Source organism: Aquabacter sp. DMC10 (assembly GCF_056314145.1).
Genome location: NZ_JBQUYX010000008.1, coordinates 105,845 through 121,497, shown reverse-complemented (window position 1 = coordinate 121,497; position 15,653 = coordinate 105,845). Strand labels below are relative to the sequence as shown.

Sequence of the window (15,653 nt, the reverse complement as noted above, 5' to 3'; positions counted from 1 at the left end):
TGACCCGTTTTTGGATTTGATTATGCCGGTTGTAAACAAGCCTCCGCACGAACTCTCGCTCGATCAGGTCAATCCACGTTTTGGCCTGGCGCATGCTGATTCCGAAGCGGAGGCGTTAGAGATCCTCGCCGAAACCGCAAATTTAAAGGAGTTGTGGGATTCGATCGCAGAGCGCGGCTACGAGCCCTTCGAGCCGTTGGTGGCAATGGAAGAGGGTGGTCGACTTATTGTTCTAGAAGGTAATCGGCGCCTTGCGGCGGTCAAGCTTCTGCTGGACCCCAATCTGCTGAGCAAGGAAGCTTTGCGTCGTCGCATACCGCGGCTACCGGACGATAAGCTCGATACGTGCGGGCAATTGCCCGTGATTATGGTTCGTAGCCGCGAGGAAGCTGCGGGATACATTGGATTCAAGCACGTTAACGGGCCGGCGCGCTGGTCTTCTCTCGCCAAAGCAAAGTTTGGCGTGGATTTCTATGAGTCGCTGAGCGCGCAGCAATCCCCACATGAGCGGATGAAGTCTCTAACAAAGCAGCTTGGTGATAGTCGTGGCCTGATCGTCCGACTTTTGGTAGCATACAAAATAGTTCTTCAGTGCAGTCGTCTTGGAATATTCGAAAAATTAAATATAGATGAATCAAATATTGAGTTTTCTCATCTTTATACGCTAATCAACAATCCGGACAGCAGGGCTTTTATTGGGCTTTCGCGTGCTCCGCTCAGTGAAAGCATGATCCGCGATAACCCCGTCCCGGACACTCACTATGTCGAATTGACGCAGCTGATGTCGTGGTTGTACGGGGAGAGGTCTGTCATCAAAGCGCAGGGTACGGATCGCCCTCGTCTGCAACGGGTGTTGGCAAGCGATGCCGGGCTCAGGGAGCTAAAGGCCACAGGGGACCTGGGTTCGGCGGAAGCCGTCGCTGGACTAAAGAGCGACGATTGGCTTGAGATGCTAGCAAAGGCAACTACGATTCTTACGAAAGCTACCACCGACGCTGCAGTGGTTTCCGTCGAGCTTCCGGAGGAGAGTGCCGAACAAGCGCGTTCCCTTATCAGGCGCATCGAACTTCAAACTAGGCAAATCAAGTCCGTGTTGGAGTAGTGGCGGTGTTTAAGTTCGGCCTTTCCGTTTTAAACTCTCCCCAGGTCACGTCCGACGTCTTGGCGTACTGGGAAGTCACGGCATTCTTCATAAAATCGGCATCTACGCAACTAATTGAACTCGACGTTGATGAGGCAACCGAATGGTACATAAACAACGTAGTAGACGAAAAGTCTAGGGACGATTACAGATCCGAGCGGCAAACTGCAGAAACCGAGATGATAGAGAGTTTTACGCAGGCCTTGACGAAGGCCGCGCGACAGAGATCTGCGGACTTGGGAGACCACTATCCGTTCGAGTTGGCCGATGCCGAATTGCGGCGCAAGGATCTGTCTGCGCTATCTAGTGTTGCGCTAAATTACATATCGCTTCAGTTCTATCGCTTAATAAAATCCGGATTTGTTGAATTTTATGGAGAAGAATTATCTGATTCAAAAATTAAAAAACAATCATTTCTTCGGAAATTTACTAGAATATTTGAGAATATAGCTGCGTATGCCGTTGCTGGCCACGCTTCTGGTTCGGCATTTATGACGTCAAGCTGCAGAAGTTCAGAAACACTTCATGCATTACTCTCGTCAATCTGCACGGCAATGGGTGCTGGAAAGGTTCTGGCTTACGATCAATGGAGCCAAGTGCAGAAGGAAGCAAACGACGGCGGCGTCGACTGCCTAGTGCGTGTTGGATCGCCGAAGGACAGGGGGAATTCGTTTCTCCGACTTGTGGGGGCCAGTATTCAGGAGTCCCAGATAGATAATAAGATCATGGGTGTAGACGCTCGCGAGCGTTTCAGCCGATTCTTCGTGGAGAAACCCGCCGCCTTTCAAAGTGCTTTCGCTAGGCCCCAAGATGAGACGTCGCTCATTAGAATCAAATGCCACGAAAAAGATTGTCTTCTTTATTGTTATGATGAAATTATTCGTGGATTCGGGATGTTGCAGTTTCCGATACGTTCGATGAATTTAAGAAGGGTTGGTGTCAAGTCGAGGTTTGAGTTAAAAGAATTGCGTTCGGCTACGCTCGTGCATGAATTCGAGGAGCATTCGCTCAACTAAAAGAGCTTCGATAAAGGAGCTCTTTTTCTGACCGCTTTCGACTAAGACTATAAGAGACCTCAATTAGGCTTTTTTGAATGTGCCTGTAATTCTCCCTGACAAGCGGGTGATCGTCGTAAGTTAGAAGCCAATGCGGAGCGTTGCCCGTGCTAAGCCAGTTAGCGAGATCGCGATGCCTATCCTCGCTCATGCCGTCGTAATACAGTCGCCCTCCGGCCCCGACGTATGGTGGATCGATGAAGAGGAATGTGCTGGCGAGCCTATTCTGCTTACCAAGCTCTCGGCAAAATTCGAGGCCGTCTTGGCACGATAGGGTAATCTGATCGCGAAGTGCTCCAAGCGCGACAACCCGCTTGGCAAGCGTCTCTCTATTGAACCGCACGTCAATCTTCCACCTCCCCTCTTGGGAGTACCCCCCGATAGGCCCGGATCCAATAATCACGCCCGAGCGACTGGTGCGATTGACGAAGAAGGCGGCAAAGCCGAGCTCAAAATCGTAATCTGGCAGCGAGGTCTCATAGAGACGAATGAGGGCGTCGTCCCAAGTGGTCAAATTGACTTCGACCGACGCGATCTTCTCTACGAAGCGGTCGGTTTCTGTCAGCATCGCCCGCCAAGCCGAATAAATCCGTCGGTCAGCGTCATTCAGGAACAGTTGCTCAACTTTACCCGCGATCAGCAAATTCGTGGCAGCCCCTGCTCCGCCGCAGTATGGCTCCGCAAAGTTGGGGCGCGACATGTCAAACCGTTTAGCAAGTTCCGCAGCCAATAAGGGGGTCAGGAAACCCTTACCACCGGGATAGCGGAACGGCGAGGCGGCGTTGCCAACGTACGGCCGACCAAAATCATTCAAATCGATAAACTTAGTTTCTAAATTTCGCACGTCTCGACTCGCGATGATGGTTCATCGCACCATGGTCATCGAGTGTGGGATTGCCAAGGGGGGGGAAGAAATGCGAGAACCCCATTCGCCGATCTGCCACATTTGAACAAATCATGAACTTATCCTCCTGGCGCAATCCAAACGGCACCCGTGGAGGGCCGGACACGACCGGCCCTGACGTCGCCTCTTCCTGGCAGGCGGTGGTACTTGGCCCCTCCCGCCCGCCACCCCCCGCCCCCCCTCAATCCACCTTCGCCCCCGAGGCCTTCACCACCGCCCCCCATTTGGTGATCTCCGCCGCCACATAGGCCCGGAAGCTCTCGGGCGTCGAGGGCGGGCAGACGGCGCCCAGGTCTGCGAAGCGGGTCTTCACCTCCGGCAGGGCCAGCACCTTTTCCACCTCGGCATTCAGGCGGGTGACGATCTCGGCCGGCGTGCCCTTGGGGGCGACGAGGCCGTTCCAAGCGGTGGCCTCATAGCCCGGCAGGCCGGCCTCCGCGATGGTGGGCACGTCGGGGGCGAGCGGGATGCGCGCGGTGGAGGTCACCCCCAGCGCCCGCAGCCGCCCCTCCTTCACATAGGGAAGGGCGGACTGGGTGGTGTCGAAGATCAATTGCACATGGCCGGCAATGACATCGGCGATGGCCGGCGCGCTGCCCTTATAGGGCACATGGGTCATCTTGATGCCGGCCATGGTGGCGAACAGCTCGGCTGCCAGATGCGTGGACTGGCCCACCCCGGAGGTGGCGAAATTGATCTTGCCCGGCTCGGCCTTCGCCGCCGCGATCAGGTCCTTCACCGTCTTGAAGGGCGAGGAGGTGGGCACCACCAGCATCAGCGGGTTCTCGGTGAGCAGCGCCACCGGCGTGAAGTTGTCGAGGATGTGGTAGGTCAGGTTGGTGAAGAGGGTCATGTTGATGGCATGGGCGGTAGTGGCCACCGCGAAGGTATAGCCATCGGGCGCCGAGCGGGCCGCCGCGTCCATGCCCAGATTCCCGCCCGCCCCGGCCCGGTTGTCGATGACCACCGGCTGGCCGATGAGGGGGGCCACCTTCTCCATGACGAGGCGCGCCGTGATGTCGGTGGAGCCCCCCGGCGGATAGGGCACGATGACCTTCACCGGGCGGCTCGGCCAGGTGTCCGCACGGGCGATTTCGGACAGGACGGGGAGGGCGCCGGCGGCGCCGGCGGCGAGCAAAAACGTGCGACGGTTGATCATGGGTTTTTCCTCCGGGAATTGGTCTTGTTCTGTTGGGGCTAAGCCGAGATCACAGGCCCGTTCCGGCCACTGCGAACACCACGGCATCGAGGGCCACATCGGCGCCTTCGCCCACCATGAAGGGGTTGATGTCCAGCGAAACGATGCGGTCATCCGCCCGCATGAGCGCGCCCACGGCCACGGCGGCATCGCAGTAAGTGTCTAGATTTACAGGGCTTTCTCCCCGCGTGCCGGCGAGCACCGGGGCGATGCGGAGCCTGGAGAGGGCCTCGCGCACATCCCTCTGGTCGAAGGGCGGCAGCAGGAGGGCGACGTCCGGCAGCGCCTCCACATATTTCCCCCCCTCTCCCACCACCACGACCGGCCCGAAGACGGTATCCCGATGTGCTCCCAGCAGCATCTCCCGGCGTCCCCGGACCATGCGGGAGACGATCACCCCATCGAAGGAAGCGTTCGCGTTTTCAATGGCTTGGCGGCAGGCGGCGAAGGCATTTTCGACCTCTTCCGGGGTGGTGAGGCCGAGATGCACAAGCCCCAGCTCCGACTTATGCGCCACATCCCGCGAGCAGCCCTTTACCGCCACCGGACCCTTCAACTCGGCGAGCGCCGCCAGGGCCTCCGCGGGCGTCCGGCAGAGCCGGTGCGGCACCACGGGGATGCCGGAAGATTGAAGGAAATCAAGGCTTTCCGCCTCGTTGAGAAGCATCGTCTCGCCCGCGCGGGCCGGCACGTTCGCCACCGGCCCCACCTTTCGGCGCTCCGCCCGGGCGATCAGCTCGTGATGCCCGATCAACTGGCTAAGCGCTTGAATCGCCTCGGCTTCTCCGGTGAACACGGGGGCGCCATGGGCCTTGAACCGCGCGGCCACCGAGGGCTGGGGGGCGGCCACCACCACTGGCTTTCCGGTCGCCTCCGCAAAGGCCGCCGTATCCCGGGCAAAGGCATCCACATCATAGCCGGCGCCCGCCACGGGCACTCCGACAAAGAAGGCGTCCGCCGCCTTATCCTTTGCAATCACAGGCAAAATTTCGCTGAAGAGGCGGCTGTTGGTGAGCAAGGCGGCGGTGATATCAACCGGATTCCGGGTCGCCGCAAAGCTCGGCAGGATGGCCCCCAGCGCCTCCCGCGTCTCCTGCGCCAAGGGCTCCAGGCTCAGCCCCCGGGCGGTCGCCGCATCCGCCGCCAGAACGCAGGTCGCCCCGGAATTGGAAATGGCCACCAGGCGCCGCCCCTCCGGCTTCCAGCCCTTCAGATAGACCTCGGCCGCCATCACTAAGTCACTGGTATCCTTGGCTCGCCAGATGCCGTGCTCCTCCAGGAACGCGTCCACCACAGTGTCTTCATTGGCCAAAGCGCCGGTGTGGGAGCGCGCCGCCGCCTGTCCCGCAGCGGTGCGCCCGGACTTCAGCGCGATCACCGGCACGCCGCGCTTCCGCGCGATGCGGGCGGCTTCGGCGAGGTGCTCGGGGTCGGGAATGCTCTCCAGATAGAGCAGCAGCAGCTGGACGCCGGGGTCCTCCGCCACCGCCATGGCAAGCTCGCAAACCGTTACGTCGCAATCGTTTCCGGTCGCATGGGCATGGCGCACGCCGATCCCGCGCCCCCGCAGCAGGCCATAGGGCACCACGCTCATGGCGCCGCTCTGGCTGACAATGCCCACCGGCCCGTCCTTCGGCTCCGCCTCGATGAACATGGTGGAGAAGGAGGCGATGGCGCCGGTGCCGAAATTGGCCAGCCCTTGGGAATTGGGCCCCACCACGCGCATGCCCCGCGCCCGCGCCCGCGCCACCATGTCCTTCTGGCGCGCTACGCCGTCCTCGCCCTCGGTCTCGCCGAAGCCGGAACTCATCATCAAGGCCAGCTTCACCCCGCTCTTGCCGCAGGCATCGAGCGCCTCCACCGCCGCCGCGCCGGGCACCGCGATGATGGCCATCTCCGGCGCCTCGGGGAGATCAAGCAGCGAGGCAGAAGTTGCAAGCCCTTGGACTTCCGTGCGTTTCGGGTTGATGGGATAGACCTTGCCCTGGTAGCCGAAGCGCGACAGATAGAGCAGCGGCCGCCCGCCAATCTTATTAGGGTTCTCCGAAGCGCCGATCACGGCGATGGACTTCGGGTTGAGGGCGACATCCAGGCCGCTGCGCATCGGGTTACTCCACGCGTTCAAAATAGGGAACAAGCCCGGCGCCGAAGGGCCGGAAGCTGGCGGCAACCGCATCGCCAATGGCGACGCCGGGGGCCGCGTGGGCCATCAGGCGGAAGCCCTCCTCGGCATCGACGAGGACGATGCAATAGGGCGCATGGGCCCGCAGCTCCTCGGATGGGGCGCGGACCACAAGGGTGGCCGCATGCACGGTCCCGCGCCCGCTGGCGGGACGGGTTTCCACGCCCTTGGCGCCGCAGCTCGGGCAGAAGCTGCGGGCGAACAGCCAGCGATGTCCGCAGGGCCGGCAGGCTTGGAAGGCAAGGGCTGGCTGGCCCTTGGTCCAGTCGCCGGAGAATGGGGTTTCATCGCTCATGCGGCGCGCTCCAGGACCAGCGAGACGTGGGAGGACAGGACACCGCCATCGCCATGAAGCAGCGCCAGGGGGGCGTCCCCGGTGATCTGGCGGTCCCCGGCGCGGCCCAGCATCTGCAGGCGAGCCTCCACCAGGTGCGCCATGGCCCCGCCCACCCCGCAATGGCCGTAGCTCAGGAGCCCGCCATGGGTGTTGAGGGGCAGGGCCCCGTCGCTGCCGAAATGACCCTCGCGAGCCAGCCGCCCGGACTGCCCGCGCGGGGCAAGGCCGATCTCCTCCAGGAGGATGGCAAGCGTGATGGTGAAGCTGTCATAGATCGCGGCATAGCCGATGTCGGAAAGCGAAACATCGGCCTCCGCCAAGGCCTTGGTGGTGCTCGCCTGGGCGCCGAAATGGGTCAGGCTCGGCGCGGCGGTGATGTGCTGGTGGGTGTGGGCCTGGGCGGCACCGATCACCCGCACGGCGGGCCCGCTCAGCGCATCCCGGCTGACGATGATCGCCGCGCCGCCGTCGGAAACGGGGCAGCAATCCAGGAACTTCAGTGGCGTGGCGATGGGCTTGGAGGCCATCACGTCGGCGACTGTGATCGGCGTGCGCAATTGCGCACCGGGATGGCGGACCGCATTGCGGCGCATGAGGACGGAGAGTTCCGCCAGATCCTCTTCCCTCAGGCCGAATTCGTGCATGTATCGGGAGGCGACGAGGCCGTAATAGGCGGGAATGGTCGGCCCCAGCGGCACTTCGTAGATCGGGTGACCCACCTGGGCGAGGGTCTGCACGGCTGCATCCCGGGTCTGGCCGGTGAGCCGGTTTTCGCCCGCCACCACCAGGATGTTGCGCGCCGCGCCCGATTGCACCAGCCGGTGAGCCAGCATCACCATGGCAAAGCCGGTGGCACCGCCCAATTGAATGGCATGGGCATAGTCCGGCGTCAGGCCGAAATGCTCGGCAAAGACGGTGGACAGCATGAGGTGAGGCAAGGTGGTGGAATAGCCGGTGATGAGGCCGTCAATGTCGGCGCGCACCAGTCCGGCATCGTCGAGGGCGGTCTGCGCGGCCTCGCTCATCAGCGCGAGCGTGTCGCAGCCCTCGCGCCGGCCGTAGGCGGTGTGGCCGGCGCCGGTGATAAAGCTCATGAGGTGGATTTCCTGCGTTTTCCGGCGACAGGCGGCGTCGCCATGCCAGACATCAATTCCCGTTTCATCAGGTCCGCTTCCCGCTGGAGGGCCTGGGCGAGCGCCTCCTCGCGGTCGCGGATGCGCTCGGTGAGGCCAGCAATGGAGAGGGCCGCGATGGGCCGGCCATGGGCATCGAAGACCGGCACGCCGATGGCGCCCATCTTGTCGATGACGAAGTCGAGCAGCATCACATAACCGCGCCGGCGGGCATGGGTCGCCGCCTCCTTCAGGCGCTCGATGGTAACTTGCGGATAAGGCTGGAGCCTCGGCCCCAAGACATCGAGCACCGCTTCCGCCTCCCGCTCCGGCAGGAAGGCCAGAAGCGCCATGCTGCCGGCGCCGACACCGAGCGGCCGCCGACTACCGATGTTCAAGTAATTGGCACGGATGGGGAACGAGCCTTCCTGGCGCTCCACGCAGACGGATTCAACCCCGCTGCGGATGGACAAGAGCGCGGTGTCGCCCGAATGCTCTGCCAGCCGCACGAGGCTTGCCCGCGCCAGCTCGCGCACATCGTCGGAGCGCTTCTGGGACGCGGAAAAGGCCAGCGCTTCCTGGCCGGGCACATAGGCTTTCCCATCCGGCGTCCGTTGAACGAAATTCTCCTGCACCAGCGTGTCGAGGATGCGCAGCGCGGTGACCTTGTTGAGCCCGGCCGAAGCGGCAAGCTCGGTGAGGCGTTGGGGCGCGTGGGCGCCGAGCGCACGCAGGAGCGCGCACACCTTCTGGATGGAGTTGCTGTCGTTCTGCGCGCCCGCGGCGCGGGGGGCGCGGGGGGCAGCAGGAGTGTTGGCTTCGTCCGTGTTCAGGGGCATGTCAGTCGACCTCGACGCCGCCGAGATAGACGCGGCGCAGGAGGGCGCTGTCCTGCAATTCGGCGGCGCTGCCCGCGCCACCGATGCGTCCCGTCTCCAGCAGATAGCCGAACGAGGCGTGGCGCAGGGCCTTTTCTACCAATTGCTCTACCAGCAGCACGGCAATGCCAGTGCGGCAAAGGGCGCTCGCCACATCGAGGATGCGGTCCACCACAAGGGGCGCGAGGCCGCCCGAGGGTTCATCCAGGATCAGCAGCGCCGGCTTGGCCGCCATGCCCTGGCCCACGGCGAGGATCTGCTGCTGGCCGCCGGATAGCCGCGAAGCCTGCTGGTGGCGCCGCTCCGCCAGCTCCGGGAAGGTCTCGTAGATGGGCTCCAGCACCGCGCGGTCGGCGACCGCGCCTGCATAGGCGCCGATCAGGAGGTTGTCCTCCACCGAGAGCGAGGTGAAGACCCGATGCCCCTCCAGCACCTGCACCATGCCGGTCCGCACGACATCCCGCGCGTTGGCCCGCGAGATGTCGGTCCCGGCAAAGGTAACGCGGCCCGCGCGCTTGGGAATGAGGCCCGAAATGGCGTGGAGGATGGTGCTCTTGCCGGCACCGTTGCGGCCGAGCAGCACCACGAATTCCCCCCGGTGCACGGTGAAGGAGACACCGTGCACCACCTCGGCCTTGCCATAGGCCACGTGGAGATCGTCCACCTCGAGAAGCGGCGTGCCGGGACGATTGGAGGCGAGCATGCTCAGGCTCCCAGATAGACCCGGACCACGTCCGCGTCGGTGCGGACCTCGTCGGGGGTGCCGTGCTTTATGATGCGTCCGCGGTCGAGCGTGGTGACGCGATCGGAAATGCGGAACACGAAGTCGGTGTGATGTTCCACCAGGAGGATGCCCACGCCGCTGTCGCGCACCACCATCAGGATGCGGCGCAGATGGTCGATCTCGGCGCCGGTGAGGCCGCCCGCCGGCTCATCCAGGAGCAGGAAGCGCGGGCGCAGCACAAGCGCCCGGGCGATCTCCAGGAAGCGCTGCTCGGCATGCTCTAGGAGGTTTGCGCGCCGCTCGATCACCTGGCCGAGGCCGACGCCATGGAGCATCTCGGTGGCCCGCGCGCGCATCTCCCGCTCCTCGCGGCCGGAGCGCGACAAGGCCAGGGCGGTGGCGATGAAGCCCGAGGCCACGTCCCGCCAGCCCCCGAGCATGGCATTGTCCAGGACGCTCAGGGAGCCGAGCAGGCGCGGCTTCTGGAAGGTGCGGGCGATGCCGAGGCGCGGGCGCTTCTGCACCGGCTGGCCGCCCAGGCTCGCCCCGTCCAGCAGGATGTCGCCGGCATCAGGGCGGTAATAGCCGCACAGCAGGTTGAGGAGCGTGGTCTTGCCGGAGCCATTGGGGCCGATGAGGCCATGGACCTCACCCCCCTTCAGGTCGAGCGCCACATGGTCGAGTGCCACCACGCCGCCGAAATGCTTGCCCACGTCACGGGCGACAAGGCCGGTCATGACGCACCTGCCTGCCCGTCCAGGGCGCGGGAGAGGCGGGGCAGGTCGGGCTCGATGGCAAAGCTCTCCTGCGCCTTGCGGCGGCCGAGCGAGACGATGCGTTCCAGGAGGCGCCCGATGCCGTCGGGCACCAGCAGGACCACCAGCAGCAAGGTCAGGCCGTAGAAGAAGTGGCCAAGCTTGGCCAGCGGCGCCACCAGCTCCGGCAAGGCGGTGAGGATCACCACGCCCACGAACGGCCCGATGATGCTGCCCCGCCCGCCGATGATGATGCAGACGAAGAAGAACAGGCCCATCTCGAACACGAAGGTGTCCGGCGTGATGTAGCTCTGGAGCGAGGCGAAGAGGGCGCCCGCAACCCCGGCGGTGACCCCGGAGAAGATGAAGACGGTGAGCTTCAGCCGGAAGATGCCGATGCCCAGCGAGGCCGCAGCCACCTCGCTGTCGCGCACCGCGATGAGGGCGCGCCCCCACATGCGGCTCGCCACGTTCCAGGTGAGCCAGGTCACGATGAGGCCCACGATGAGCACCAGCCAATATTGCCCCCAGGGCGTATCGAAAGGTGACGAGAAGAAGGGCACGGGAAGGCCGGTGCCGCCGCCGGTGAGGTCGCCGTGGGCCAGCGTCATCTCCGCGACGATGAGCGCAAAGGCCATGGTGGCCATGGCGAAATAAAAGCCCGGCAGCCGCAGAGAGGGCAGGCCCAGCAGCGCACCGGCAAGCCCGCCCAAGGCACCGCAGGCGATCATGGCCAGTTCCGGGTTCCAGCCCAGGGTGCCCGCCAGGATGGCGAAGGCATAGGCGCCCACCGCCAGCAGGCCCACATGGCCGATGGAGAGCTGGCCGGCATAGCCGACCACCAGATTGAGGCCGGACACCAGCACCCAATAGGCGCCGATGAGGGCGGCCAGATGAAGCTGGTAGAGGTCGGAGGTCCAATAGGGCAGGGCGGCCAAGAGGGCGATGCCACCCACGAGCGCGGGAAGGCGAAGAGACGTGCGCATCACACGGGCCTCACGCGCTTGGCGCCGAGGAGGCCCTCGGGACGCACGATCAGGACGAGGAGGAGGAGGCCCACCGCGATGGTCTGCTGGTATTCGCCGCCGAAGAAATAGGTGGCGAAGGCGCCCAGCAGCCCCAGCGCTATGCCGCCGAAAAGCGCCCCAAGATTGCTGCCGAGGCCGCCCACCGCCAGGGCGATGAAGCCGTTGAGCGTCAAGGTGAGGCCGAGGGCGAAATAGGCGAAGGTCAGCTGCCCGGCGGCAAATCCCGCCAAGCCGCCGATGACACCGGCCAGCGCATAAGAGAGGGCGCGCACCCGGTCCGTGGCGATGCCCCGGGCGCGGGCGGCGAAGGCATCCTCGGAGGTGGCGATGAACAGCTTGCCCCACAGAGTGCGCCGGTAGAACAGCTCCAGCGCCGCCACCAGGATCAGGACCAAACCGATGGGCAGCCAATATTTCTGGTCTAGCACGCCGGCCGAGAAATCCTGCGGGAAGAGGCGCGGGAAGGGGCGGGGCTCGGTGCCCCACCACAGGCCCACCGCCTGCTGCACCATGGTGGCGAGCGCCAGGGTGGAGAGCAGCCACAGATGCTCGTCGGAGAGCGCAAGTACGCGCCGCACGGCGATGACCTCGGTGAGCAGCCCGAACACCGCGCCGAGGACGATGACGCCCAGCAGCGCGAGCCAGATCGGCCAGCCCAGACCGGTGATGAACCAGGCGCCGAAGACGCCGCCCAGCATGCACAATTGCCCGGTGGAGACGCTCAGCACCTTGGAGGTGGAGAACATCACATTGTAGGCGAGGGCGACCGACGCATAGAGCGCGCCGATCGCAAGCCCGGAAACGATCACGGCCAGCATGATCTGATCACTTCATCGGAGCTGCGTCGTAGCAGCCGTCCTTGAAGCTGTCGGCGACATTGGCGACGATGTTGCTGTCCGGGAAGCCGTTATGGTTCTCTGCGGACCAAGAATAGGTGGCGTAGACACCAGGCAGGTCCTTGGTGCCTTCGAGGGCCGTCTTGATCTTGGCGGGCTCAAGCGAATTGGCCGTCTTGGCGGCGTGCTCGATGATCTTGACCGTGTCGTAACCGAGCGCCACCCACCAGAAGGTGAAGTCGATCTTGCCGCCGAACTCCGGCTTGATCTTGTCGATCAGGGCCTGGGTGCGCGGCGGAAGCTTGCCGTCGACGAAGGTGGTGCTGGTATAGCCGGCGGCGAAGGCGTTTTTCCAATAGTCCGGCTTGTTCAGCAGGCCCTTGATGGGCAGGGCCATGATGGCGGGATGGCCCACCACCGGCACGTCCCAGCCCATGTCGCCGCGCGTGTTGAGAATGCGGGCCATGAGGCCGGTTGCGGCGGTCCAGGGCATCACCACGTCGGCGCCGGCAGCCTTGGCTTTGGCCATTTCGTCGGTCAGGTCGGTCTTGTTGGGGTCGACCAGGACGGAATAGACGGGCTTGATGCCCTGCTTTTCCAGCAGTGCGGCGGCGGTCTTCGCGCTCGATGTGCCATAGCCGGAGGTGTCGCCGATGACGGCCACGTTCTTCTTCTTCAGGACATCGATGGCATAGGCATTCCCGCCCTCGATCCATTGGGTATTGGTGTTGATGGCGCGAAAGGCGAGGGGATATTTCTTGGGATCGATCAGCTCATCGATGGAGCCGATCACGATATTGGGGATGCCCGCGCGGGCCACGATGGGGATGGTCGCCAGCGACTCGCCGGAATTGACCGGGCCGATGACGAATTGAACTTTGTCGCTGAATACCAGTTGCTGGGCGAGGTTCACGGCCTTGGTGGGATCGCCTGCCGTGTCGCGGGTCAAGAGCTCGATCTTCTTGCCGAGGATGCCGCCGGACTTGTTGATCTCCTCCACGGCGAACTGCACGCCCTGGTTTTCCGCAATGGCGGCGGAAGACAGCGGGCCGGTCAAAGAAGACAGCCAGCCGATCTTGATTGTTTCCTGGGCATGAGCAGAAAAAGGCAAAGCAAAGATCATCGCGCCCATGAAAAGGGCGCGTGAGCGTGAAAGCACGCACATTGGATGTTCCTCCCGACCGAGTCCTTATGGATCTTCTGTCCTCCAGACGTTACGGCGTGGCCGATATCTGTCAAACAAAAATTCGGAATGCAGGAACAAAATTGGCGTGTTAGTGTGGAAAATCATCAAATTCAGCGAGTTTCGTTCCGAATGGCGGAACATAATAATGCGGTCGCGAACAGGTTCGTTTCGGTGAGTGAAACTTTTTGCGACTGCTAAATATCACCCCGAACGGTCATGGATGCTTTCGCACATCTTGGTCGGCAAAGAGGGCTGGGAGGACGGAAATGCAGGTTGAAATGAAGGATGTGGCCGTAGGGTTGCGGTTTCCGGAGGGGCCTGTGGCGCTTCCGGATGGTTCGGTTCTGGTGGTTCAGATCGCGTCTGGAACGCTCGATCGCGTCCGGCCCGACGGCACTGTCCAAGTGGTGGCAAACCTTGGCGGCGGGCCGAATGGCGCGGCCATTGGGCCGGATGGCGCGTGCTACGTCTGCAACAATGGCGGCTTCCGCTGGACACCAGAAGGAGACGAAACCGGCCTCAGGCCCATTGGCCAGGCGGAGGACTATTCGGGCGGCCGCATCGAGCGTGTCGACCTCGCCTCAGGCGCGGTCGAATGCCTGTATCGCGAGAGTGACAAGGGGCCGCTGAAGGGGCCAAACGACATCGTCTTCGACGGCCAGGGCGGCTTCTATTTCACCGATCTCGGCAAGACGCGCTCCCGCGACCATGATCGGGGCGCCATCTATTATGCCCGTGCCGATGGCAGCCACATCCATGAACTGGCTTTCCCTCTCTTCACGCCCAACGGCATCGGCCTGTCTCCCGACGGATCGGTGCTCTATGTGGCCGAGACCGAGACGGCGCGGCTCTGGGCGTTCGACCTGGAGGCGCCGGGTGTCATCCGTCGCGCGCCCTGGCCATCGCCCCATGGCGGGCGGCTGGTGATCGGGCTCGGCGGTTATCAGCGCTTTGATTCCCTGGCGGTGGAGGCTGGCGGCAATATCTGCGTCGCCACGCTGGTGACGGGCGCCATCTCGGTGATCTCGCCACAAGGCGAACTGGTGCGATCGGTGCCGTTCCCTGAGCGCTGGGTGACCAATATCTGTTTCGGCGGGCCGGACCTGCGGACCGCCTATGTCACCTTGTCCAGCACCGGCCGCCTGGTGAGCCTGCCCTGGCCCGAGCCGGGCCTTCCCCTGGCCAATCTCAATATCTGAACGCGCCAAGACGCCCGAAAACCAAGAATATGGGAGGAAACATGAAGCACGCCCTTGTGGTTGGCGGCCTTGGGGTGGCCGGCGCCGGCATCGTCCATGCCTTGTCGGACAAGCCGGACTGGAAGGTGACCATTCTTTCACGCCGGAAGCCGGAGGACGAGAGCGTCCCCTGCGTGTCCGTCGATCTGCTCGACAAGGCCGATGCGGAAGAAAGGCTCGCGACCCTCACCGATGTCAGCCACATCTTCTACACTGCCTATCAGGAGCGCCCCACCTTCGCGGAGGAGGTGGCCCCCAACCTTGCCATGCTGGTGAACGTGGTGGAGGCGGTGGAGCGCGCCTCGCCCGTCCTGGAACATGTCAGCCTGATGCAGGGCACCAAGGCCTATGGCACGCATCTCGGCCCCTATCCGACCCCGGCGCGGGAGAGCGATCCCCGCCACATGCCGCCCAATTTCTACTACGACCAGGAGGATTATCTGCGCGCCCGTGCGCCGAAGGCCCGCTGGTCCTGGTCAGCGCTGCGCCCGCGCACCATCTACGGCCATGCGGTCAACAGCCCCATGAACATGACCTCGGTCATCGGCATCTATGCGGCCATGTCCAAGGAGTTCGGGCTGCCGCTGCGCTTTCCCGGCACCCAGGCCTGCTATCGCACCATCCAGCAGACGGTGGATACCAACCTCCTTGGCCAGGCGGCGGTGTGGGCGGCCACCACGCCCAAATGCGCGGGCGAAGTCTTCAATGTGACCAATGGCGGGCTCTTCCGCTGGGAGCAGATGTGGCCGCGCATCGCCGCGATGTTCGACATGCCCTGTGGCCCGGTGATGACCATTCGCCTCGCCAACGTGATGGCGGACAAGGAAGCGCTGTGGAACCGGATGGTCGAGCAATACGGCCTCGTACCGCGCAGCTACCGGCAGGCGGTCGCCTGGACCTTCGGCGATTTCCAGTGGCACATGGACTATGACAGCCTGGTGGAGACCACCAAGATCCGCCGCTTCGGCTTCCATGAGATCGTCGACGACGAGGAGATGTTCGCCCGCCAGATTCGCGAGATGAAGGACATGCGGCTCATCCCGGACCATTGAGGGCGTCGGGGCGCGGGAGGCGCCCGC

General features: G+C 63.5%; 15 protein-coding genes. 4 read left to right on the top strand and 11 right to left on the bottom strand.

The genetic code is table 11. The features are described 5' to 3' along the window. Positions 1-10 precede the first annotated feature (10 nt). Positions 11-1,102: a hypothetical protein gene (locus tag ACT54L_RS20175; protein WP_476087426.1), complete on the top strand. Its 1,092-nt coding sequence runs from the start codon at positions 11-13 to the stop codon at positions 1,100-1,102. A gap of 5 nt (positions 1,103-1,107) precedes the next feature. Continuing rightward, positions 1,108-2,157 carry a hypothetical protein gene (locus ACT54L_RS20170; protein ID WP_476087425.1) on the top strand — a complete coding sequence of 350 codons (1,050 nt, stop codon included), beginning with the start codon at positions 1,108-1,110 and terminating at the stop codon, positions 2,155-2,157. Here the strand turns inward: ACT54L_RS20170 and ACT54L_RS20165 are convergent. The 11 genes from ACT54L_RS20165 to ACT54L_RS20115 form a co-directional block, all read right to left on the bottom strand. Next, entirely contained in the window at positions 2,150-3,040 is an 891-nt protein-coding gene (locus tag ACT54L_RS20165; protein ID WP_476087424.1) for a DNA adenine methylase, read from the bottom strand. The genes ACT54L_RS20170 and ACT54L_RS20165 overlap by 8 nt on opposite strands. A 241-nt stretch (positions 3,041-3,281) precedes the next feature. After that, positions 3,282-4,259, bottom strand: a complete 978-nt coding sequence (locus ACT54L_RS20160; protein ID WP_476087423.1) for a tripartite tricarboxylate transporter substrate binding protein — start codon at positions 4,257-4,259, stop codon at positions 3,282-3,284. Between the two features lie 49 nt (positions 4,260-4,308). Next, complete coding sequence (locus tag ACT54L_RS20155; RefSeq protein WP_476087422.1) at positions 4,309-6,402, bottom strand: acetate--CoA ligase family protein; 2,094 nt, start codon at positions 6,400-6,402, stop codon at positions 4,309-4,311. A 4-nt stretch (positions 6,403-6,406) separates the two neighbouring features. Continuing rightward, positions 6,407-6,775 (bottom strand): Zn-ribbon domain-containing OB-fold protein, encoded by a 369-nt coding sequence (locus tag ACT54L_RS20150; RefSeq protein ID WP_476087421.1) that lies wholly within the window; start codon positions 6,773-6,775, stop codon positions 6,407-6,409. Then, positions 6,772-7,911 (bottom strand): thiolase family protein, encoded by a 1,140-nt coding sequence (locus ACT54L_RS20145; protein ID WP_476087420.1) that lies wholly within the window; start codon positions 7,909-7,911, stop codon positions 6,772-6,774. The genes ACT54L_RS20150 and ACT54L_RS20145 overlap by 4 nt, the downstream gene beginning before the upstream one ends. Next, complete coding sequence (locus ACT54L_RS20140; RefSeq protein WP_476087419.1) at positions 7,908-8,768, bottom strand: IclR family transcriptional regulator; 861 nt, start codon at positions 8,766-8,768, stop codon at positions 7,908-7,910. The genes ACT54L_RS20145 and ACT54L_RS20140 overlap by 4 nt, the downstream gene beginning before the upstream one ends. 1 nt (position 8,769) lies before the next feature. After that, on the bottom strand, positions 8,770-9,510 hold the full coding sequence (locus tag ACT54L_RS20135) for an ABC transporter ATP-binding protein (RefSeq protein ID WP_476087418.1): 741 nt from the start codon (positions 9,508-9,510) through the stop codon (positions 8,770-8,772). 2 nt (positions 9,511-9,512) lie between these two features. Continuing rightward, on the bottom strand, positions 9,513-10,268 hold the full coding sequence (locus ACT54L_RS20130; protein WP_476087417.1) for an ABC transporter ATP-binding protein: 756 nt from the start codon (positions 10,266-10,268) through the stop codon (positions 9,513-9,515). Continuing rightward, the gene (locus ACT54L_RS20125; protein ID WP_476087416.1) at positions 10,265-11,272 is read right to left on the bottom strand and encodes a branched-chain amino acid ABC transporter permease; all 1,008 of its coding nucleotides are present in this window, start codon (positions 11,270-11,272) and stop codon (positions 10,265-10,267) included. Before ACT54L_RS20125 ends, ACT54L_RS20130 begins: the two co-directional genes overlap by 4 nt. Continuing rightward, positions 11,272-12,132 carry a branched-chain amino acid ABC transporter permease gene (locus tag ACT54L_RS20120; RefSeq protein WP_476087415.1) on the bottom strand — a complete coding sequence of 287 codons (861 nt, stop codon included), beginning with the start codon at positions 12,130-12,132 and terminating at the stop codon, positions 11,272-11,274. The genes ACT54L_RS20125 and ACT54L_RS20120 overlap by 1 nt, the downstream gene beginning before the upstream one ends. A gap of 7 nt (positions 12,133-12,139) precedes the next feature. Continuing rightward, entirely contained in the window at positions 12,140-13,261 is a 1,122-nt protein-coding gene (locus ACT54L_RS20115) for an ABC transporter substrate-binding protein (RefSeq protein ID WP_476087414.1), read from the bottom strand. 341 nt (positions 13,262-13,602) lie between these two features. On the opposite strand from ACT54L_RS20115, the gene ACT54L_RS20110 reads away from it, so the two are divergent. Next, a complete protein-coding gene (locus tag ACT54L_RS20110; RefSeq protein ID WP_476087413.1) occupies positions 13,603-14,535 on the top strand; it encodes an SMP-30/gluconolactonase/LRE family protein in 933 nt (310 codons plus the stop codon). Positions 14,536-14,576: 41 nt separating this feature from the next. After that, the gene (locus tag ACT54L_RS20105; RefSeq protein WP_476087412.1) at positions 14,577-15,626 is read left to right on the top strand and encodes an SDR family oxidoreductase; all 1,050 of its coding nucleotides are present in this window, start codon (positions 14,577-14,579) and stop codon (positions 15,624-15,626) included. Positions 15,627-15,653 lie beyond the last annotated feature (27 nt).